This window comes from Micromonospora sp. NPDC005291, from assembly GCF_040607415.1.
GTDB lineage: Bacteria > Actinomycetota > Actinomycetes > Mycobacteriales > Micromonosporaceae > Micromonospora.
This window is the reverse complement of sequence record NZ_JBEXGR010000010.1, coordinates 138,818-158,755: the sequence shown is the minus strand read 5'-3', so window position 1 is coordinate 158,755 and position 19,938 is coordinate 138,818. Positions and strand designations below refer to the sequence as shown.

Sequence of the window (19,938 nt, the reverse complement as noted above, 5' to 3'; positions counted from 1 at the left end):
GTCAGGCCTTGGGGATGTCGAACAGGTTGGCGATGTTGGCGGCGAGGCCGAGGTCGCCCTTCGCCTTCAGCTTGCCGGTCATGAACATCATCACCGGGTTGGCTCCACCGGAAACGATCTTCAGGAACTCGACCGGGCCCATGGTCAGGCTCAGCTTCGGGTCGTGCTGCGGGGTCTCGTTCACCACGCACTTGCCGTCGGCGATGGCCACCTCGTAGGTGTCGCTGCCGCCGTCGGGGCGACCGGTGATGACCCAGTGGATGACCGCGTTGGTGGAACCGGCCCGGTCGGCGCGGAACAGCGACGGCATCCGGTCGAACACCTCGCCGAGGACCTTGCCGCGCAGGTCACCGGACATCACCTGGGCGATCTTGTCGTCCGGGGTGGACTTGACCAGCTGGGCAAACTCCTTGGGGCCGACGTTGGCGAAGGTGGCCGGGTCGAAGTCAGTCATCAGGTGCGCCTTCCGGAAGAATTGGCTACTCGCGCGTAACCCTACGCACGAGTAGGTATGCTCGCAAGGTGTCCACCGTTCCCGCCTTCAAGCGCCTGCCACGCGCCGTCCGTGAGCAGCAGATGCTCGACGCGGCCGTCAAGGTCTTCTCCCGGCGGGGCTTCCACGCCGCCAGCATGGACGAGATCGCGGAGGACGCCGGCATCTCCAAGCCGATGGTGTACGCGTACCTCGGCACCAAGGAGGAGCTCTTCGTCGCCTGCCTGCACCGGGAGGGCACCCGGATGATGCACGCCATCGCCGGCGCGGCGGCCCCCGACCTGCCGGCAGACGTTCGGCTCTGGCGAGGGCTGAAGGCGTTCTTCGGTTTCGTGGGCGCGCACCGCGACGGCTGGGCGGTGCTCTACCGGCAGGCCCGGGGGGAGCAGCCGTTCGCCGGAGAGCTGGCCACCATGCGGACCCGGCTGGTCGAGGTGGTCGCCGGGATGCTCGACCACGCGCTGCGCGCCGAGGGCCGCGAGATCGCCGCGATCGACCTGGAGGTCGTCGCGTACGCGCTGGTGGGTGCGACCGAGTCGCTGGCCGACTGGCTCGCGGACCACCCGGAGGCCGACCCGGAGAAGACCGCCACCCGGATGATGAACGTGGCCTGGCTCGGTGCCGGCCAACTCCTGCACGGCGTCACCTGGCGTCCCCCGGCCGACTGACTGCCCCGACATCACCGCACTGATGTCCGACTCACCGGTTCGGGGGTCCGCGCCGACGACGTGGACCGGCGACGGTTGCCGAGCCAGCGGACCACCTCGACGATCATCGTCACCGTCAGTGCGAGGCCCAGGCCAAGCAGTAGACCGCGCAGCGGGTCCTGCTCGAAGGCCAGGCCGCCGACGTAGCCGACCAGAGCCGAGTAGAGCCCCCACGAGCCGGCGGCGAGCGTGTCGAAGGCCAGGAAGCGTCGCCGGGGATAGTGCACCGCGCCCATGGTGAGGGTGACGGCGGTCCGGCCGCCCGGTACGTAACGGGCCACGGTGAGGATCAGGCCGCCGCGCGTCGCGATCCCCCGGCGGGCCCACTCGATGGCGGTCCGGCGCCGGCCGTCGGGTGGCAGCCGGTCGAGCAGCCGGGCGCCCCCACCCCGCCCGATGGCGTACGAGATGTGGTCGCCGACCAGCGCACCGGCGGCGGCAACCACGATCACCGCGGGCAGGTACGGCGCGCCAGAGGCGGCGAACACCCCTGCGGTGATCACGGCGGTCTCGCTTGGCACCACGGGGAAGAAGCCGTCGAGCACCGCGATCGCGAAGATCGCCAGGTACACCCAGGGCGAGGACATCGTCTCGTGCAACAGGTCGAGTAGATCCATGATCCTGATGCTGGTTTGGGCGGCCGCTTTCGCCATCGGCCAGTGGTCAGGCGGGCGCTACTACTTAGGTAGCTACCGGCCCGGACGGCGGGTAGGGGTCTTCCCCTACCCCACCCCGGTCTGGTGGCGCGGGGCGACCCGATCCGTTCGCTGAGCCCTACGCTCGCTACGTGGCCTCCAGCGCCGTCGCCTTCCGGCGGGTCGTCCAGCGGTACGCCCCGCTGCTGCTCGCCGTCGTGGTCGCCGCCGCTGTGTGGGCCAGCGCGACCGGTGACATCGGGGTCCGCTCGCCGTTGCCGCGCGTCGTCGTGCTGTTTCTCGCGGTCGCCTCGGGTTGGGCCGCCGGCACGATCCGGACCCGCCGCTGGCCGTTGTTCCTGGTCGCAGCGGTGAGTTGGCTGGTGCTCGCCGCCGCGGCGGGCGGGGTGGTCGCCTCGTACCAGGCAGGTCTGCGGCTGCGTGGTCGGCGGCTCGCCGCCTACCTCGCCGGTGCGGCCCTGGTGCTGGCCGGCGGGGTGCTGGTCGGACTGGCGGTGGGCGGGGTACGCCGGATCACCACGGCCACCACCGGCAACGTGCTGATGCTCGCCGTCTGTCTGGTCGTGTTGCCGTTGGTCTTCGGCCTCTGGGTGCGGGCGCGGCGGGACACGCTCGCCGCGTTGCGGGACCGGGCCGAGTGGCTGGAACGCGAGCAGGAGGCCCACGCCGACCGGGTTCGCGCCGAGGAGCGGACGCGGATTGCCCGGGAGATGCACGACGTGGTGGCGCACCGGGTCTCGTTGATGGTGGTGCATGCCGGGGCGCTGGAGGTGACCGCCGCGGACCCGACGACCGTCGAGGCCGCAGTGCTGATCCGCACGACCGGCCGGCAGGCGCTCACCGACCTGCGCGAGGTGCTGGGCGTGCTGCGACAGGCCGGCCCGGCGGTGATGCCGGAGCGAGGGCTCGACGCGCTGGACGAGTTGATCGGGGAGTCCCGCACCGCCGGGCTGCGGGTGTGCCGGCGGGACGAGGGTGTTCCGTCGGCACTACCGGCGACCGTGGGGCGTACCGCGTACCGGGTCGTCCGGGAGGCGCTGACCAACGTGCGCAAGCACGCCGCCGGCGCCGAGACGACGGTCTGCCTGCGTTATCTGCCCGACGGGCTGGAAGTGGTGGTCCGCAACGGCCCGTCCGAGGGCGGGCCGGCTCTGCCCGGTGCCGGGCAGGGGCTGCTCGGGCTGCGCGAGCGGGTGGAGCTGCTCGGCGGTCGGCTGGAGGCGAAGCCCGTGGACGGCGGCTTCCTGGTCCGGGCCCTGATCCCGCTGGCGGGTGCCGCGTGATCCGGGTGGTGGTGGTCGACGACGAGCAACTGGTCCGCGCCGGGCTGCGGCTGATCCTGGAGGCGGCCGAGGACATCACGGTGGTGGGCGAGGCGGCGGACGGCACCGGCGCGCTGGAGCAGGCTCACCGGCTACGCCCCGACGTGGTGCTGCTCGACGTGCGGATGCCGGTTGTCGACGGGCTGACCGTCGCGCCCAAGGTGATCGCCGCCGGCCCGAAGGTGATCATGCTGACCACCTTTGACCTGGACGAGTACGTGCACCGGGCGCTGCGGGCCGGGGCAGTCGGCTTCCTGCTCAAGGACACCCCGCCCCGCGAGTTGGCCGCCGCCGTCCGCACGGTGGCCGCCGGGAACGCGATGCTCGCCCCGACGGTGACCCGGCGTTTGATCAGCTCGTTCGCCGAGCGTGGTCCGGCCCGCCGGGATGCGGCGCGCCAGCGGCTCGCGCCGCTCACCGCACGCGAGTTGGAGATCGTCCGGGAGGTGGCGCGCGGGCATGGCAACGCCGAGATCGCCCGGCGGCTGACGATGAGCGAGGCCACCGTGAAGGCACACGTCAGTCGGGCGCTGGCGAAACTCCACGCGGGCAACCGCGTGCAGCTGGCAATCCTGGTGTACGACGCCGATCTGCTGTGACGTGTCCCGCTGTCACGACGTCGGTCAGTGGCGGGAGGCGGCGCGGCGGTGCGCACGGCGGCGCAGCCAACGGATCCCCTCCAGGCTGAACGTGACGATCACCGAGAGCCCCACGCCGACCAGTACGCCGCGTACCGGGTCGCGTTCGAAGGCCAACCCGCCGAAGTAACCGAGCAACCCGCAGTACAGCGCCCAGGTGATCGCCCCGATGCTGTCGTACAGGAGGAACGCCCGGCGGGGATAGCGCACCGCGCCCATGGTGAGGGTGACCGCGGTCCGGCCGCCCGGCACGTACCGGGAGGTGGTCAGGATGATCCCGCCGCGTCGGTCCACCGCCCGCCGGGCCCACTCGGAGCTGGCCCGCCGACGGCTGCCGTCGGGCAGGCGGGCCAGCCGGTTTGCGCCTCCACCCCGACCGATGGTGTACGAGATGTGGTCGCCGACCAGCGCGCCGATGGCGGCGGTGACGATCACCAGGACCAGGTTGGGATGCCCGCCGTCCGCCGCGAGCACCCCCGCGGTGATCACCGCTGCCTCACCCGGCACCGCTGGGAAGAACGCGTCGACCGCCGTGAGCCCGAAGATCAGCACGTACACCCATGGCGAGGTGACCAGCTGTCGGAGCAGGTCGAGCGCGGATTCCATGCCCTCATGCTCGCTGGGCGCGACCCGCCCGGTGGTCGAGTCGCCGGATCACCCGCCGTCGGCCGTGGGCGTCAGGCGGAGCGGACCAGGGCCGGTGGAGCGAGCAGCGGACCGTGCGCGGTCTTGTCGTCGGAGGTGGGGCCGTGCGAGGTCAGCACCATCGGCGTGCCCAACTCCGTGCGCACCGCCTCCGCCCAGTCGGGCGGCGGGTCGTCGTAGAGCGGGCGGGAGCGCAGCAGGCGGGCGGTGAGTGCGGACTGTCGGTCCAGGTCGCCGGGCGGGCCCGGGGTGAGCCGGTCGGTGGTGTCGTAGCGGCGGCAGATCCGCAGCCCGGGGCCGGCAAGGTCGAGGTGGGTCAGCGCCAGACCGTCGACCCCGCCGGCCGCGTCGAGGGCGTACCGGTGGGCGACCGCGTCGAAGTGGCCGAACCGGAACCGGCCCTGCCACGGGTTTGTCGGGTTGTGCGGATCGGCCAGCGGCAGGTCCGAGTCCTCGGTCACCAACGGGCCGGGCCCGTGTCGGGTGGTGACCAGCCGGAGCACCCCGATCCGGGTCGCGCCGCCGGGCAGGCCCGCCTCGGCGAGCAGGCTGTCGGCGTTGGCGAACGTGGTGGTGCTCCACGTGGTGTACGGGTGGAAGCCGTGCCACTCGTCGAGCAGCACCCCCTGCGCGCCCTCGAAGACGCAGGTCCCGGCGCGCAGCGCCTCGGCGAGCCAGCTCTCATCGACGATCGCGACCCGCCCGGCGAACCCGGTGAACGCGGGCAGGCAGTCCTCGACCGGCGGCGCGCCCAGCGGACCCAGTTCGGCGGTCAGCCGGTCCCGCAGGGCGGTCAGCCTGCGCCGCAGCAGCGCCGGGCTGTGGCAGTCGGCGACCCGGGGCGCGTCGTCGGGATGGGCGAGACCGTACGCGACGGCCTCGCCCACCCCCAGCCCGCAGGAGCCGTGCCGGTCGGCTCCCCGGGCGATCTCCCGGGCCCGGTTGGCGGCCCGGTGGTACGGGGTGGCGAGCAGGGCCGCCCCGTCGACGGTCAGTCGGTCGAGCGCGTCGGGAACCCCGACCGTGGCGAGGTGGTCGGCCTCGGCGGCCAGCGCCAGCGGGTCCACCACCACGTGCCGCGACAGGTGCGTACGGACCCCGGGATGGAACGTGCCGGCGCCGAACTGCGCGAACGTGTGGTGCCGCCCGTCGCGCAGCACGACGTTGTGCGCCGCCTGCGCGCCCCCGTTGAAGCGGACCACGGTGTGCACCGGGCGGGTGGCGCAGAGCCAGTCCACCACCGTGCCCTTGCCCGCGTCGCCGTAGCCGAGGTCGACCACCGCCACGTGCCTCACAGCCGGGTCACCCCGCCAGCGGTGTCGCGGAAGGTCGGGAGCGTCGACACCTCGGCCCGCCGCCCCCGGCCGAGGCGTGCCAGCGCCTTCGACACGGTGCCGGTGGCGCCGGAGCCGGCGCGGTCGAGGTCGCGCAGGCCCTCGTCCAGGTCGATGGCCTGCTCGCCGAGGCCGATGGTGAGCGCGATGGTCTCGCAGACCGCGTCGAGGTCGTCGAGCACCACGGCGTTCTGCCCGAGCAGGTCCCGCCAGAAGTCCAGCACCTTGGCGTTGCCGGCGTAGTGGCTGCCGGCGGGGAGCAGGTAGTAGGTGTCCCAGCGGCGGGTCACCTCGTCCACGACCTGCCGCAGCGGCACGTCCTCGGCCAGGTCGTCGCCGATCAGGCGGGCCACCTCCCGGGCCTTCGCCTGCGGGTACGCCAGCTCGTCGCCGATGATGAACAGGTAACCGCGTCGGCCGCGCTTCTCCCAGCCGTCGGTGGCGGTGTGCCGGGCCATGAAGTACATGGCCAGCTCGTACGACTCGCTCATCTGCCCGCCGCCACCGCCCTCCAGCACGATCCGGCCGAGGTCGTCGTCCATCCGGTTGTCCGACTCGAACTGGCCCACCTGCAACGGCACCCGGTCGCAGGTGGCGTCACCGATCGCGCCGAACATGATCTGCGGGTCGCTGGCGTACCCCTGCCGTTGCAGCAGCCCGAGCAGTTGCGGCAGCTTGGTCTGCAGGACGCGCGGCACCTTGAGCATCGAGCCGGTCACGTCGAACAGCACCGCGACGGCCGTCGTCTGGGGGTGCTCGTCGGAGTCGCGGCTCTCGCGCGTCGCGTCCCGGGGGTCGAGGGCGGGGTGCACGGTGCGCGCCCCACTGTCGCTGTAGGAGAAGGCGCTCTTGCCGGTGGACCGACGGTAGCGGTCGGCGGCGTCGTACACGTCGGTGGACCAGGTTCCACTGCCCATGACAGCTCCTTAGGGGGTGAGGGTGAAGGGTCGGAAGGTGCGGGGGCCGTAGAGCCGGTCCAGCACCTGGTCGAGTTCGCGTAGCAGGCGCCAGGCGTCGTCGGGCCGGGCGTCCAGGGACCGCTGCCGGCAGCCCTGCGCGAAGCCGTGCAGCTCGCGGGGCGCGCGCGGCCCCATCAGCCAGCTCATGCACCGGCTGGCCATCGCGATGTCGGTGCCCGGCCGGCAGGGCCGCTTCGCGGTGACCTCCTGCGGATACCAGTCCTCGTGGCCCGGCACCAGCGCCGGGATCGTGCTCCCGACGGGTGCGGAGAAGCACCAGTCGACCAGCACCACGCCGTGGGCGTCCGGCTCGATCAGCACGTGTCGCGGCAGGACCGCGCCGTGCACGATGCCGGCCCGGTGGGCCAGGCCGAGCACCACCAGCAGCCGCCGCCACATCCAGGCCACGTCCCGGGCGTCCAGCCCGTCGGGGTACGCGCGCCGCACCTCGTCGAGGTTGTGCAGACCGGGCGTGGTGGCGAGCACGTTGATCCGCCGTTCGGCGCCGCTCACGGTGTCGCGGTGCCGGAAGCCGTCGACCAGCCGGGGCACGTACGGCAGGTAGCGGGGGTCGCCGCGCTCGGCGATGGTGCGCAGGGCGTGTGCCTCGCGGCCCATCAGGTCGTTGTCGGTGGGCTGTCGGGGGAGCTTGAGCAGACGATCGGCGCCGACGTCGTAGAGGTCGGCCAGGTCACCCGAGTGGGCCGGCGTGCCGAGGCGGTAGTCGCCGAGGATGGTGACCTGCCGGGCCTGCCACCGGGTGGTGACGTGGATGAACGCGTCGAGGGCCTCGGCGCGTACTCCAGGATCGGCCGGCAGGCGATCGGGGTGCAGGGCCGCGACCAGTTCGCGGTAGCGACGGGCCGGTTGGTCGGTGCCGAACAGATCGGCGTCGGTGCGGGCCGCCGTGACCAGGCCGATGGCCGCCGCGGTCTTCATCGCACCGTCTCCTCGCGGGCGGGGCGTAGCAGCGCCGGGTGCAGCAGGCGGGCGTCGCCGGCCCGGTAGAGCCGGGCGCGGGGGCCGCCCCGGGTGCCGCCGCGCTCGGTGCTGGCGCCCGTGCTCTCCACGAAGCCCGGCACGGAGAGCACCTTGCGGTGGAAGTTGCCGGCGTGCAGCGGGTGACCCCACACCGTCTCGTAGACGGCGCGCAGCTCGCTGATCGTGAACTCGGCGGCGAGGAAGCGCGTGGCGAGCGGGGTGTATTCCAGCTTGGACCGGGCCCGCTCCAGCGCGTCGTCGATGATCCGGCCGTGGTCGAAGGCGAGCTGCCGGCTGGTCAGCGCGGTCACCGGCAGCCAGATCGCCGCGTCGGCGTCGGATCCGGCGGCCGGGTCCGGCAGGTCGGGGGCGAACGCGAGGTGCGCGATCGAGACGATGCGCATCCGCGGGTCGCGGTCGGGAGCGCCATAGCTGCCCAACTGCTCCAGGTGTACGCGCCGAAGCCCTTCGCCGCCGAGCCCGGTCTCCTCGGCCAGCTCCCGTCGGGCGCCGGCGGTCAGGTCCTCGTCGGGGCGGACAAAGCCGCCGGGCAGCGCCCAGTGCCCCTCGAAGGGTGGCTGGCCGCGCTGGATCAGCAGGAGGTGCAGCGCGCCGTCGCGGATGGTCAGTGCCACCACGTCGACGGTGACAGCGACCGACGGGTAGGCCCGGGGGTCGTACTTCGCCAGGAAGTCCTGCTCGTCAACCATGTCACTCTCAATCTGAGAACATCTCGTTGTGAGAAGAACGTACCGCACAAGAATGCCCCTGCCAAGCCCGAATCCGGGATTGGCAGGGGCGCGTCAGCGCACGAGACCCACCAGATGCGGCCGGCCTCGCGAGTCGTGCAGGGCGAACCCGCCGTCCGGCAGGAGGGCGAAGCTCACCGTGCTCGGTAGCGGCACGGGCAGCTTGAAGGCGACCTCGACGGTGTAGGCGTCCGGCAACCGGTTCTCCAACGCGGCCAGGCAGCGCGCCTTGCTCCACATGCCGTGCGCGATCGGCCGGTGAAAGCCGAACAGCCGCGCCCCGAGCCGGGACGTGTGGATCGGGTTGTGGTCGCCGGAGACCCGTGCGTACTCCGTGCCGACGCGGGGTTCCACCCGCCAGCAGGCCGTGGCGGCCGGCGCCTCGGGGCGTTCGCTCCGGTCGCGCCGCTCACCGCCGTCGGGCTTGCGCTCCCGACCGAGGTACGTCGAGACGCCGCGCCAGACCTCCTCCCCGTCGACCGAGCCGACCAGCACCACATCCACCTGCCGCCCCCGGTCGTGCGGGCGCAGGTTCTCCGCGTACGTCCTGAAGTCGAGGGTCTCGTCGGCGGTGATCGGGCGGCGCACGGTGATCCGGTTACCGACGTGCACCAGACCGGTCACCGGAATGGGAAACTCCGGAGTGGTCATCAGCCGCAGGGTCAGCGGGAAGCCCATGACGTGCGGGAACGTCGCGGGCAGCCGGTCGGTGAGCCGGAACCCGCAGACCCGGTCGTAGTCGGCCAGGTGTGCCCGGTCGACGGTCACCCCGCCCGCGGCCAGCTCGACCGTGGCCAACTCGCCCGCCGGCAGGCCGGGCCCGCGCCGTCCGCCGCCGAGGCCCGGCAGCGCACCGAGCAACGCCCGCCGGTAGAGCGCACCGGTGGACGGCTGGCTCCGCGCGCCCATCACGCCCCCAGCAGGCTCTGGCCGCAGACCCGGACCACGTTGCCGCTGACCGCGCCGCTGGCCGGCCACGCCAACCAGCCGATCGTCTCGGCCACGTCGACCGGCAACCCGCCCTGGGCCAGGCTGTTCATCCGTCGGCCCGCCTCGCGGACCACCAGCGGGATCCGCGCGGTCAGCCGCGTCTCGATGAAGCCGGGGGCGACCGCGTTGACGCTGATCCCCCGGTCGCGCAGGGCCGGGGCGAGCGAGTCGACGAGCCCGATCACGCCGGCCTTGCTGGTGGCGTAGTTGGTCTGCCCCCGGTTGCCGGCGATCCCGGCGATCGAGGAGACCGACACGATCCGCCCGCCGGTGGGGATCAGCTCCCGCTCCAGCAGCACGTCGTTGATCCGCTCCTGGCTGGAGAGGTTGACGTCGATCACCTGGTCCCACCGGTCGGCGTCCATCCGGCCGAGCGTCTTGTCCCGGGTGATGCCGGCGTTGTGCACCACCACGTCGACGTGGCCAAAACGGCTGGCCAGGTGGTCGGCGAGCCGGGTCGGCGCGTCCGGTGCGGTCAGGTCGAGTTGGAGCGCAGTGCCGCCGATGTCGTTCGCCACCGCGGCGAGCGCGTCTCCGGCGGCCGGGATGTCCAGTGCCACGACCCGCGCGCCGTCGCGGGCGAGCACCCGGGCCAGCGCCGCACCGATGCCCCGCGCGGCGCCGGTGACCAGCACCACCTGCCCGTCCAGGGGGCGGTCCCAGTCGGCCGGGGCGCTCGCCTCGCCGGCACCGACCCGGATGACCTGCCCCGAGACGTACGCGGATCGGCCGGACAGGAGGAAGCGGAGGGTTGATTCAAGGCTCGTGAGGGAGGCGCTGTCGGCGCGGGTCACGTAGACGAGTTGCGCCGTGGTGCCGCGGCCGAACTCCTTGCCGATGCTGCGGACCAACCCTTCCAGGGCCCGCTGGGCGGTCGCCTCGCGCGGCGTCGGGCACTCCTGCGGCGGGGTGCCCAGCACGATCACCCGACCGGCGGGGAGCACGGCCCGGGCCTGCGGATGGAAGAAGTCGTAGAGCTGGCGCAGATCGGTCGAGTCGGCGATCCCGGTGGCGTCGAAGAGCAGTGCGCCGTACCGCTGAGGGTTGTCCGTGGAGGCGGTGGCGGCCGGGTCGGCCAGCTCGACCCCGGCGGCGGTCAGGATCTTGGCGACCGGCTCGGCGAGGCGGCCGCCAGGGGCCGCGCCGAGCAGGGCCGGCCCGGTAAGCAGCGGGTCGCCAGGGTGGTGTCGGCGCAGTCGCGGCGGGTCGGGCAGCCCGAGGCGCTTGACCAGCGCGCGGCCGGCGGCCGATTGGACGAAGCTCGCGTACCTGTCGGTCATGGGCGTAGCCTACTGGCGAGTAGGGTTCGAGCAACACATCTCAAGGAGGCGGATCGTGCAGAGCATCCGACGTGTCGCGGTCATCGGCGGCAACCGCATCCCCTTCGCCCGTTCCAACTCCCGCTACGCGGACGCGTCCAACGCGGACCTGCTCGGCGCCGCGCTGGACGGCCTGATCGCCCGCTACGGGCTGGCCGGGCAGCGGGTCGGCGAGGTGGTGACCGGAGCGGTGCTCAAGCACTCCCGCGACTTCAACCTCACCCGTGAGGTGGTCCTCGGCTCCCGGCTCGACCCGCACACCCCGGCGTACGACATCCAGCAGGCCTGCGGCACGGGCCTGGAGGCGGCGATCCTGGTCGCCAACAAGATCGCCCTCGGTCAGCTCGACGTGGGCATCGCCGGCGGTGTCGACACCACCTCCGACGCCCCGCTCGCAGTCAACGAGGACATGCGGCGCACGCTGCTCAAACTCAACTCGGCCCGGACGCTCGGCGAGCGACTGAAGGTCGCCGCCAAGTTGCGTCCGCTCCAGCCGTTCAAGCCGGAGATCCCCCGCAACGCCGAGCCGCGTACCGGCCTGTCCATGGGTGACCACGCCGCCCGGACCGCGCTGCACTGGCAGATCGACCGGCGATCCCAGGACGAGCTGGCGCTGCGCTCACACCAGCGCCTGGCCGCTGCGTACGACGGGGGCTTCTTCGACGACCTGATGACGCCGTACCTGGGGCTCACCCGCGACCAGAACCTGCGCCCCGACACCAGCCTGGAGAAGCTCGGCTCACTCCGGCCGGCCTTCGGCACCCGCGGCCCGGACGCCGAGCAGGCCACCATGACCGCCGGCAACTCCTCGCCGCTCACCGACGGCGCGTCGACCGTGCTGCTGGCCAGCGAGGAGTGGGCGAGCGCGCACAACCTGCCGGTGCTGGCCTGGTTCAGCTGGTCCGAGACGGCGGCGGTGGACTTCGTGCACGGCGACGAGGGGCTGTTGATGGCTCCCGCGTACGCGGTGCCCCGGATGCTGGCCCGCGCCGGGCTGACGCTGCAGGACTTCGACTACTACGAGATCCACGAGGCGTTCGCGTCGCAGGTGCTGGCCACCCTCGCCGCCTGGGAGTCGCCGGAGTTCTGCAAGGACCGGCTCGGCCTGGACGCGCCGCTGGGCGCGATCGACCGGGACCGGCTCAACGTGAACGGCTCGTCGCTGGCCGCCGGGCACCCGTTCGCCGCCACCGGCGGGCGGATCGTGGCGACCCTGGCCAAGCTGCTGGCCGAGAAGGGCAGCGGACGTGGGCTGATCTCGATCTGCGCGGCCGGCGGCCAGGGCGTGACGGCGATCCTGGAGCGCTGAGCCCGGACCCCCGCGTTCCGCGCCCGTGCGCACGCGGGAGAATGAGGTACGTGACGATCCCGAACGTGCTCGCCAACCGGTACGCCTCGCCCGAACTGGTCGCTCTCTGGTCCCCGGAGGAGAAGGTCCGGATGGAGCGGCGGCTCTGGCTCGCCGTCCTCCGCGCTCAGCGCGACCTGGGCGCGCCGGTGCCGGACGGCGTGGTCGAGGCGTACGAGCGGGTGCTCGACCAGGTCGATCTCGCCTCGATCGCGGAGCGGGAACGGGTCACCCGGCATGACGTGAAGGCCCGAATCGAGGAGTTCAGCGCGCTCGCCGGGCACGAGCATGTGCACAAGGGGATGACCTCGCGGGACCTCACCGAGAACGTCGAGCAGCTCCAGGTGCGTGCCTCGCTGGAGCTGATCCGGGACCGGGTGGTGGCCACTCTCGCCCGACTGGCCTGGCTGGCCCACGAGCACTCCGAGCTGGTCATGACCGGCCGTTCGCACAACGTGGCGGCGCAGGCCACCACGCTGGGCAAGCGTTTCGCGTCGGCGGCGGAGGAGCTGCTGATCGCGTACGAGCGGCTGGAGGAGCTGATCGCCCGCTACCCGTTGCGCGGGATCAAGGGGCCGGTCGGCACGGCCGCCGACCAGCTGGACCTCTTCGACGGCGACGCCGACAAGGTGGCCGAGCTCGAGCGCCGGGTCGCCGAGCACCTGGGCTTTTCCCGGGTGCTGGACAGCGTCGGGCAGGTCTACCCACGCTCGCTGGACTTCGACGTGCTGGCCGCGCTGGCCCAGACCGCCGCCGCGCCGTCGTCGCTGGCCACCACGATCCGGCTGATGGTCGGCCAGGAGTTGGCCACCGAGGGCTTCAAGCCGGGTCAGGTCGGCTCCAGCGCGATGCCGCACAAGATGAACACCCGCTCGTCGGAGCGGGTGAACGGCTTCGCGGTGATCATCCGGGGCTACCTGTCGATGGTCGGCGAGCTGGCCGGTGACCAGTGGAACGAGGGGGACGTGTCCTGCTCGGTCGTCCGTCGGGTGGCTCTGCCGGACGCGTTCTTCGCCGCCGACGGGCTGTTCCAGACGTTCCTCACCGTGCTCGACGAGTTCGGCGCGTACCCGGCGGTGATCAACCGGGAGCTGGAGCGGTTCCTGCCGTTCCTGGCCACCACGAAGATCCTGGTGGCGGCCGTCCGGCGTGGCGTCGGCCGGGAGGTCGCCCACGAGGTGATCAAGGAGCACGCGGTCGCGGTGGCCCTGGCGATGCGCGAGAAGGGCTCGCCGGAGAACGACCTGTTCGACCGGTTGGCGGAGGACGGCCGGCTCGGCCTGTCCCGCGCCGACATCGACACCCTGGTCGCCGACCGCACCGCCTTCGTCGGCGCCACCCAAGCCCAGATAGCAGCGGTAACCCGCCGCATCACCGCCGTGGTGGAAACCCACCCAGAGGCAGCCACCTACACCCCACCCCCCATCCTCTAACCCACCCTTCGGCGCGCTGATCATGAAGTTATTGCCACGACACGCCGATGCGCCGGGCAATAACTTCATGATCGACGGGGTGAAGGCGAGGCCGGCCCGGTGGGGTGGGTGGGGTGGGGTGGGTGGTGGGTGGGGTGGGTTACTCGCCTGTTGGGGTTTCGGCGGCCGTTCGGAGGTTGGGGGCGCTGGCCGGTTCGGCGATGCCGCCGGGCGACTCCGTGAAGCCCGCGACCTCCGCGGCCTCCGCGGCGACCGCCGGCTGGTCGGCCGGCATGACCTCGGGCATCTTGGGTACGGCGACCACTGCCGTTCCGTACGCGCAGATCTCCATCCACATCTCACCGCAGTCCCGGCTGTCGAACCGCATGCCGATCACCGCGTTCGCGCCCAGCCGCAGGGCCTCCTCGCCGAGCCGGGCCACCGAGTCGGTGCGCCACCGGGTCAGGTTGTCCGGGGCCATCGGGTCGTACGCGCCACCGCGCAGGTTCTTGACACCCTCGCGGTACGGGTTGCGCGTTCTGGCCATCGATGACACCACCTCACCGAGAATCTGTCGGATCTCGTAGCCGGGCAGTTGCTCTGTCGTCACGACCAGCACGTTTCCGATGCTGTCAGGATCGGCGTGACCCGATCGGGTGCATTGTTCACCTGATCGGATGCTGCAAAACGACGCGGCGCGGACGGCCGGCACGCCGCCGACCATCCGCACCGCCTCGGGCGTTAACCGTCAGACACCGGCCGTCGAGGTGATCCAGGCCCGGTTGTACGCAACGCTGCCGTAGTTCTGGATGCTGGAGCCGTCGGCCGTGGAGGCGACGCCGACCTGCTGGCCGTTGTAGAACTGCGGGCCGCCCGAGTCGCCCCGCCAGGCGTTGCCGTTGATCCGGGTGCTGCGGATCGCCTGGCCGCCGTACGCGTCGGTGACGCTGTTGCTGGTCACCCGGACGGTGGCGGTCTTGAGTTGGGTCGACGCGGAGCAGCCGCTGTAGCAGGTCATGCCCCAGCCGTAGATCGAGTTGGTCGAGTTGATCGGCGGGTTGCTGCTGGCCAGGGTCACCGTCGAGGTGCTGACGGCGCTGGAGAGCCGCATGAGGGCGAGGTCGCTACGGGTGTAGGTGGCGCTGACCGTACGGGTGACCCCGCCGGAGGTGCGGTTCACGCTGCCGATCCGGACGGACATGGTGCCGCTGATGCAGTGCCGGGCGGTGAGCACCCACTGTGAGGCGATGACGCTGCCGGAGCAGGTGAACGACCCGTTGCTGAGCACCGCGGCGGCCCAGGGTGCGGACGAGACGGTGGTGCCACCGATGATGGGTTGCGGGCCGGCGGGGGCGGCGACGGCTCCGGATGAGGCGCCGAGGACGCCGATCAGCGCGGTGCCGAGCAGGGCGAGCAGGGGGCGGATGCGCATCGGGTGGGCTCCTTGGACGGGGCGGGCCCGGGGTCGCCGGGCGTGGGAGGGCGACAGCGGGGGTTTCCGCCGACGCCCGAAATCGACTTACATCGATGAACACTAGGGCCCGGGGCGGTGGTTTTCAAGGAATTGATCGAGGTTAACCTATGTAACGATTCGGCCACCCGCTGCGCCGTATATGCCCTGCTGAGGCCACCTGTCCCGCGTAACGGGCCGCACTGGGTGCCAGTAATGTTGATCACTGCCTGAACTGCGCCCGGCCGGTGCGTCTGCGGCGGTATCTGCCAGGTACGCTGGCTGCGCTCGCCCGTTGTGGGTCGGCACCCAACTGCGTACACAGTCAGGAGTGCCCAGTGCCTCGCGTCGTCGTCGACGTCATGCTCAAGCCCGAGATCCTCGATCCGCAGGGCCAGGCCGTCGCAAACGCGCTGCCCCGGCTCGGCGTCAGCGACGTCGCCTCGGTTCGGATCGGCAGGCGTATCGAGATCGAGTTCACCGGTGAACCGGACCTGGACCGCGCTCGGGAGATTGCCGACAAGCTGCTCGCCAACCCGGTCATCGAGGACTTCACCGTCCGCCTGGTCGAGGCCGACGAGACCGCGGACGCCCGCTCGTGACCGCCCGGGTCGGTGTCGTCACCTTCCCTGGCTCGCTCGACGACGGGGACGCGGCCCGAGCCGTCCGGATCGCCGGCGCGGAGCCGGTCCGGCTCTGGCACGGCGACCCAGGGCTGCACGGGGTGGATGCGGTCGTGCTGCCCGGCGGCTTCTCGTACGGTGACTACCTCCGTTGTGGTGCCATCGCCCGGTTCGCCCCGGTGATGGAGACGATCGTGGACGCCGCCCAGGGCGGTCTGCCGGTGCTCGGCATCTGCAACGGCTTCCAGATCCTGTGCGAGGCGCACCTGCTGCCCGGCGCGCTCACCCGCAACCAGCACCTGCACTTCCGCAACCGGGACCAGATCCTGCGCATCGAGTCGGCCGGCACCGCGTGGACCAACACGTTCCAGCCCGGCCAGGAGGTGCTCATCCCGGTGAAGAACGGCGAGGGCTGCTACGTCGCGGACACCGCGACGCTCGACCAGCTCGAAGCCGAGGGTCGGGTGGTCGCCCGCTACATCGGCGGCAACCCGAACGGGTCGCAGCGCGACATCGCCGCGATCACCAACGCCGCCGGCAACGTGGTCGGCATCATGCCGCACCCCGAGCACGCGGTGGAGGCGCTCACCGGCCCATCGTTGGACGGCCTCGGTTTCTTCACGTCGGTCCTCAAGCACCTGGTGGGGGCGCCAGCGTGAACGACGCCAGCGTGAACGGCGGCACGACGATCATCGGTCAGCTCAACCGCCGGTCAGGCGGGCACGAGCGCAGCGAGGAGAGGTCATGACCACCCATCCGGACCCGGTACGGGACACACCGGAGGCGTATTCTGCCCCGGCGCAGCCGACCGAGCCGCGCCCGGCGGAACCCGCCTACCAGGCGACCGCTCCCGCCCAGCCGGCCACGGCCGACTGGGCCGACGGCGTGGACACCGTGCCGCGTGCCGGTGGCACGCCGGGCGAGCTCCAGCCGTACACCGAGCTGGGTTTGCGCGACGACGAGTACGACCGGATCCGGCAGATCCTCGGCCGCCGGCCCACCCAGTCCGAGCTCGCGATGTACTCGATCATGTGGAGCGAGCACTGCTCCTACAAGTCGAGCAAGGTGCACCTGCGCCAGTTCGGTGAGAAGGCCCCGCACAGCGACCGGCTGCTCGCCGGCATCGGCGAGAACGCCGGTGTCGTGCAGATCTCCGACGAGCTGGCGGTGACCTTCAAGGTCGAGTCGCACAACCACCCGAGCTTCGTCGAGCCATACCAGGGTGCGGCGACCGGCGTCGGCGGCATCGTCCGGGACATCCTCGCCATGGGCGCCCGCCCGATCGCGGTGATGGACCCGTTGCGCTTCGGTGCCGCGGACCACCCGGACACCGCCCGGGTGCTCACCGGCGTGGTCGCCGGCGTCGGCGGTTACGGCAACTGCCTCGGTCTGCCCAACATCGGTGGCGAGTTGGTCTTCGACCCCTCCTACCAGGGCAACCCCCTGCTCAACGCGCTCTGCCTGGGCGTGCTGCCGGTGAACCGGTTGCAGAACAAGGCCGCCGCTGGCCCGGGCAACGTTGTCGTGCTGCTGGGCGCCAAGACCGGCCGGGACGGCATCGGTGGTGTGTCCGTGCTGGCCAGCGCCACGTTCGACGAGGGCAGCGAGGCGCGCCGCCCCGCCGTGCAGGTCGGCGACCCGTTCATTGAGAAGCTGCTGATCGAGGCGTGCCTCGAGCTGTACGACGGCCAGCTGGTCGTCGGCATCCAGGACCTCGGCGGCGCCGGTCTGACCTGCGCGCTCACCGAGACCGCGGCCGCGGCCGGCACCGGCATGCGGGTCTGGCTGGAGCGCGTGCCGCTGCGTGAGCCTTCGATGGACCCGCACGAGATCCTGGCCAGCGAGTCGCAGGAGCGGATGCTGCTGGTCGTCGAGCCGGACAAGCTCGACGCGGTGCTCAAGACCGCCGACAAGTGGGGCGTGCTCGCCACCGCGATCGGCGAGGTCACCGCACCGGAGCCGGACGGCCGTCCCGGCCGACTGCTGATCACCTGGCAGGACCACCTGGTCGTCGACGTGCCGCCGGGTTCGCTGGTCGACGACGGCCCGGTCTACGCCCGGCCGATGCGTGAGCCGGCCGACCTGATCCTGCTTCAGGCCGACCGGGCCGAGACGCTGCCCCGCCCGGCCGACCCGGAGGCGCTGCGGGAAACCGTGCTGCGCATGATCGCGTCACCCAACCTGGCCGACAAGACCTGGGTCACCGAGCAGTACGACCGCTACGTGCTGGGCAACACGGTGCTCGCCCAGCCGGAGGACGGCGGCGTGATCCGGCTCGACGAGCGGACCGGGCTCGGCGTGGCGCTCTCGGTGGACGGCAACGGCCGGTACACCCGGCTCGACCCGTACAACGGCGCCAAGCTGGCGCTGGCCGAGGCGTACCGGAACGTGGCGGTGACCGGCGCGAAGCCGATCGCCGTGACCGACTGCCTCAACTTCGGCTCTCCGGAGGACCCGGGCGTCATGTGGCAGTTCGCCGAGGCCGTGCGCGGCCTGGCGGACGGCTGCCTGGAGCTGGGCATCCCGGTGACCGGCGGCAACGTCAGCTTCTACAACCAGACCGGCGCGGCGGCCATCCACCCGACCCCGGTGGTCGGCGTGCTGGGTGTGCTGGACAACGTCGCCGACCGGGTGCCGATGGGCTTCGTGCCGCGCGCCGGTGGCGACCACGACCAGCTCTACCTACTCGGCGAGACGAACGTGGAGCTGTCCGGCTCGGAGTGGGCCTGGGTGACGCACGAGCACCTGGGCGGCATCCCGCCGCAGGTCGACCTCTCCCGGGAGAAGGCGCTCGCCGACCTGCTGGCCGAGGCGGCCCGGGTCGGTCACCTGACCTCCGCGCACGACCTCTCCGACGGTGGCCTCGCCCAGAGTCTGGTCGAGTCCTGCCTGCGTCGCGGCGTCGGCGCCCGGATCGCGGTGCCGGAGCACTTCGCCGGCGGCTCGATGCCGTTCGTCTACCTGTTCAGTGAGTCCGCCGCGCGGGTGCTGGTGTCGGTGCCGCGTGGCCACGACAAGGCGTTCGCGGCGCTCTGCGCCGAGCGTGGGGTGCCGTTCGAGCTGATCGGCGTCACCGACCCGTCCGGCGGAGCACTTGAGGTGCACGGTCAGTTCCGGATCGGCCTGGACGAGCTGCGCACCGCGCACACCGAGACGTTGCCGCGCCTCTTCGGGGGCGCTGCCGCCGTCGAGGTGCCCGCGCCGGCCGCCGGCGTGGCGGGGGCGGTCGAGGCAGTGCCGCTGCCGGTCGCACAGGCCGAGCCGCTCGACCCGGCCGAGGTGGTCTCGGAGCCCATCGCTTCTTCAGGCCCTTCCCCGGAGACCGGCGCGGTCGAGCCGATCGGGTCGGAGCAGCCGAGCGTCACCGACCAGGACGGGTCGTCCGAGTCTGACACCGGTGTCACCGAGCCGTCGCCTGACGAGCGCTGAGGCGTTGGCGGCCGCCGTCTACGGCCAACCCGGTTCCGGTGCCCGATTCGACTGGGGCCTGACCGGGGCGGCCGAGCTCGGTCGGGTCTGCGCTGCGCTGGTGGTGGTGGACGTGCTGTCGTTCACCACCGCCGTGGAGGTGGCCGTCGCCCGTGGCATGCGGGTGCACCCGTTCCCCTGGGGTGAGCAGGCCGCCGAGTACGCCGTACGTGTCGGTGCGGTCGCGGCGGTGGGCCGACGGCGGACGACCACGGAGCATCCGTGGTCGCTCTCGCCCGCCGCACTGAGCACGGCCCCGGTGGTGGCGGACCTGGTTCTGCCCTCGCCGAACGGCTCCGCCATCAGCGCCGCCGCCAGCGCCACGGGCCTGCCGGTGGTCGCGGCGTGCCTGCGGAACGCGGACGCCGTCGGGCGTTGGCTGCGCCGCCAGGGGTACGGCACGACGGACGCTCCAATCGGTGTGATCGCCTCGGGGGAGCGGTGGCCGGACGGGTCGCTGCGACCGTCGGTGGAGGACCAGCTCGGCGCCGCTTCGGTGCTGGACTCCCTGTCCGGTGTGCCGGGCGGGCTCTCGGTGGAGGCGGCCATGGCGCTCGCCGCGCTGGCAAGCACTCCGGATGTGCCCGCCGCGGTGCGCGGGAGCATCTCCGGTCGGGAGCTGACCGAAAGTGGCTTCGCCAGCGACGTGGACATCGCCGTCCGGATCAGCGTGTCGGACGTCGTGCCGGTGCTCCACCAGGGCGTCTTCTCCGCGGCCTGACCGCGCCCCTGATCATCTCGGCTTCCGTGAAGTCACGACATCCACGCGTGGACCTTGCGACAGCGAAACGGCCACCCGCAGATCCGGATGGCCGTTTCGCCGTTGCTGAAGGCGCTGTGGTCG

20 protein-coding genes are annotated in these 19,938 nt (G+C 72.1%); 9 read left to right on the top strand and 11 right to left on the bottom strand.

The genetic code is table 11. The features are described 5' to 3' along the window. Position 1: 1 nt before the first annotated feature. Positions 2 to 454, bottom strand: a complete 453-nt coding sequence (locus tag ABZT18_RS16460) for an SCP2 sterol-binding domain-containing protein (RefSeq protein ID WP_354992850.1) — start codon at positions 452 to 454, stop codon at positions 2 to 4. 68 nt (positions 455 to 522) lie between these two features. Here ABZT18_RS16460 and ABZT18_RS16455 point away from each other — a divergent pair, with 68 nt between their 5' ends. After that, positions 523 to 1,161 carry a TetR/AcrR family transcriptional regulator gene (locus ABZT18_RS16455; protein WP_354992849.1) on the top strand — a complete coding sequence of 213 codons (639 nt, stop codon included), beginning with the start codon at positions 523 to 525 and terminating at the stop codon, positions 1,159 to 1,161. 11 nt (positions 1,162 to 1,172) lie between these two features. Here ABZT18_RS16455 and ABZT18_RS16450 read toward each other — a convergent pair whose 3' ends face one another. Next, a complete protein-coding gene (locus ABZT18_RS16450; RefSeq protein WP_355251604.1) occupies positions 1,173 to 1,820 on the bottom strand; it encodes a DedA family protein in 648 nt (215 codons plus the stop codon). Between the two features lie 167 nt (positions 1,821 to 1,987). On the opposite strand from ABZT18_RS16450, the gene ABZT18_RS16445 reads away from it, so the two are divergent. Together ABZT18_RS16445 and ABZT18_RS16440 are read left to right on the top strand one after the other, a co-directional pair. After that, positions 1,988 to 3,139: a histidine kinase gene (locus ABZT18_RS16445; RefSeq protein WP_355251567.1), complete on the top strand. Its 1,152-nt coding sequence runs from the start codon at positions 1,988 to 1,990 to the stop codon at positions 3,137 to 3,139. Next, on the top strand, positions 3,136 to 3,777 hold the full coding sequence (locus ABZT18_RS16440; RefSeq protein WP_354992847.1) for a response regulator transcription factor: 642 nt from the start codon (positions 3,136 to 3,138) through the stop codon (positions 3,775 to 3,777). Before ABZT18_RS16445 ends, ABZT18_RS16440 begins: the two co-directional genes overlap by 4 nt. Before the next feature lie 24 nt (positions 3,778 to 3,801). Here the strand turns inward: ABZT18_RS16440 and ABZT18_RS16435 are convergent, their stop codons facing one another. From ABZT18_RS16435 to ABZT18_RS16405, 7 genes are all read right to left on the bottom strand, one after another. Then, a complete protein-coding gene (locus ABZT18_RS16435; protein WP_354992846.1) occupies positions 3,802 to 4,422 on the bottom strand; it encodes a DedA family protein in 621 nt (206 codons plus the stop codon). 71 nt (positions 4,423 to 4,493) lie between these two features. Beyond that, entirely contained in the window at positions 4,494 to 5,756 is a 1,263-nt protein-coding gene (locus tag ABZT18_RS16430) for an adenylosuccinate synthetase (RefSeq protein ID WP_355251564.1), read from the bottom strand. Further along, entirely contained in the window at positions 5,753 to 6,712 is a 960-nt protein-coding gene (locus ABZT18_RS16425) for a hypothetical protein (protein ID WP_355251561.1), read from the bottom strand. Before ABZT18_RS16425 ends, ABZT18_RS16430 begins: the two co-directional genes overlap by 4 nt. Positions 6,713 to 6,721: 9 nt before the next feature. Next, a complete protein-coding gene (locus ABZT18_RS16420; RefSeq protein WP_355251558.1) occupies positions 6,722 to 7,693 on the bottom strand; it encodes a serine/threonine protein kinase in 972 nt (323 codons plus the stop codon). Continuing rightward, positions 7,690 to 8,445 carry an NUDIX domain-containing protein gene (locus ABZT18_RS16415; protein ID WP_354992842.1) on the bottom strand — a complete coding sequence of 252 codons (756 nt, stop codon included), beginning with the start codon at positions 8,443 to 8,445 and terminating at the stop codon, positions 7,690 to 7,692. The genes ABZT18_RS16420 and ABZT18_RS16415 overlap by 4 nt, the downstream gene beginning before the upstream one ends. Before the next feature lie 93 nt (positions 8,446 to 8,538). After that, entirely contained in the window at positions 8,539 to 9,393 is an 855-nt protein-coding gene (locus tag ABZT18_RS16410) for a MaoC/PaaZ C-terminal domain-containing protein (protein ID WP_355251556.1), read from the bottom strand. Continuing rightward, a complete protein-coding gene (locus ABZT18_RS16405; protein WP_355251553.1) occupies positions 9,393 to 10,754 on the bottom strand; it encodes a 3-oxoacyl-ACP reductase in 1,362 nt (453 codons plus the stop codon). Before ABZT18_RS16405 ends, ABZT18_RS16410 begins: the two co-directional genes overlap by 1 nt. A gap of 55 nt (positions 10,755 to 10,809) precedes the next feature. Between ABZT18_RS16405 and ABZT18_RS16400 the strand changes: the two genes are divergently transcribed. Together ABZT18_RS16400 and purB are read left to right on the top strand one after the other, a co-directional pair. Next, entirely contained in the window at positions 10,810 to 12,102 is a 1,293-nt protein-coding gene (locus ABZT18_RS16400; RefSeq protein ID WP_354992839.1) for an acetyl-CoA C-acetyltransferase, read from the top strand. A 41-nt stretch (positions 12,103 to 12,143) separates the two neighbouring features. Next, the gene (purB, locus tag ABZT18_RS16395) at positions 12,144 to 13,574 is read left to right on the top strand and encodes an adenylosuccinate lyase (protein ID WP_355251550.1); all 1,431 of its coding nucleotides are present in this window, start codon (positions 12,144 to 12,146) and stop codon (positions 13,572 to 13,574) included. 139 nt (positions 13,575 to 13,713) lie between these two features. On the opposite strand, the gene ABZT18_RS16390 is transcribed toward purB, so the two are convergent. Then, positions 13,714 to 14,277, bottom strand: coding sequence for a YbjQ family protein (locus tag ABZT18_RS16390; RefSeq protein ID WP_354992837.1), 564 nt, complete (start codon positions 14,275 to 14,277; stop codon positions 13,714 to 13,716). A gap of 24 nt (positions 14,278 to 14,301) precedes the next feature. Then, the gene (locus ABZT18_RS16385) at positions 14,302 to 14,985 is read right to left on the bottom strand and encodes a trypsin-like serine protease (RefSeq protein ID WP_354992836.1); all 684 of its coding nucleotides are present in this window, start codon (positions 14,983 to 14,985) and stop codon (positions 14,302 to 14,304) included. Between the two features lie 356 nt (positions 14,986 to 15,341). On the opposite strand from ABZT18_RS16385, the gene purS reads away from it, so the two are divergent. From purS to ABZT18_RS16365, 4 genes are all read left to right on the top strand, one after another. After that, positions 15,342 to 15,605 carry a phosphoribosylformylglycinamidine synthase subunit PurS gene (purS, locus tag ABZT18_RS16380; RefSeq protein WP_030332194.1) on the top strand — a complete coding sequence of 88 codons (264 nt, stop codon included), beginning with the start codon at positions 15,342 to 15,344 and terminating at the stop codon, positions 15,603 to 15,605. Continuing rightward, entirely contained in the window at positions 15,602 to 16,285 is a 684-nt protein-coding gene (gene purQ / locus ABZT18_RS16375; RefSeq protein ID WP_354992835.1) for a phosphoribosylformylglycinamidine synthase subunit PurQ, read from the top strand. The genes purS and purQ overlap by 4 nt, the downstream gene beginning before the upstream one ends. An 85-nt stretch (positions 16,286 to 16,370) precedes the next feature. Continuing rightward, complete coding sequence (purL, locus tag ABZT18_RS16370; protein WP_355251547.1) at positions 16,371 to 19,055, top strand: phosphoribosylformylglycinamidine synthase subunit PurL; 2,685 nt, start codon at positions 16,371 to 16,373, stop codon at positions 19,053 to 19,055. A gap of 4 nt (positions 19,056 to 19,059) precedes the next feature. Beyond that, on the top strand, positions 19,060 to 19,815 hold the full coding sequence (locus ABZT18_RS16365) for a 2-phosphosulfolactate phosphatase (protein ID WP_355251601.1): 756 nt from the start codon (positions 19,060 to 19,062) through the stop codon (positions 19,813 to 19,815). Positions 19,816 to 19,938 lie beyond the last annotated feature (123 nt).

Bases quoted from the DNA above. Each gene is read 5' to 3' on its own strand.
- ABZT18_RS16385 (WP_354992836.1), bottom strand. From the start codon at position 14,985: ATGCGCATCCGCCCCCTGCTCGCCCTGCTCGGCACCGCGCTGATCGGC.
- ABZT18_RS16420 (WP_355251558.1), bottom strand. From the start codon at position 7,693: ATGAAGACCGCGGCGGCCATCGGCCTGGTCACGGCGGCCCGCACCGAC.
- purB (WP_355251550.1), top strand. From the start codon at position 12,144: ATGAGGTACGTGACGATCCCGAACGTGCTCGCCAACCGGTACGCCTCG.
- ABZT18_RS16415 (WP_354992842.1), bottom strand. From the start codon at position 8,445: ATGGTTGACGAGCAGGACTTCCTGGCGAAGTACGACCCCCGGGCCTAC.
- ABZT18_RS16410 (WP_355251556.1), bottom strand. From the start codon at position 9,393: ATGGGCGCGCGGAGCCAGCCGTCCACCGGTGCGCTCTACCGGCGGGCG.
- ABZT18_RS16460 (WP_354992850.1), bottom strand. From the start codon at position 454: ATGACTGACTTCGACCCGGCCACCTTCGCCAACGTCGGCCCCAAGGAG.
- ABZT18_RS16405 (WP_355251553.1), bottom strand. From the start codon at position 10,754: ATGACCGACAGGTACGCGAGCTTCGTCCAATCGGCCGCCGGCCGCGCG.
- ABZT18_RS16390 (WP_354992837.1), bottom strand. From the start codon at position 14,277: ATGGTCGGCGGCGTGCCGGCCGTCCGCGCCGCGTCGTTTTGCAGCATC.
- ABZT18_RS16435 (WP_354992846.1), bottom strand. From the start codon at position 4,422: ATGGAATCCGCGCTCGACCTGCTCCGACAGCTGGTCACCTCGCCATGG.
- purL (WP_355251547.1), top strand. From the start codon at position 16,371: ATGACCACCCATCCGGACCCGGTACGGGACACACCGGAGGCGTATTCT.
- ABZT18_RS16425 (WP_355251561.1), bottom strand. From the start codon at position 6,712: ATGGGCAGTGGAACCTGGTCCACCGACGTGTACGACGCCGCCGACCGC.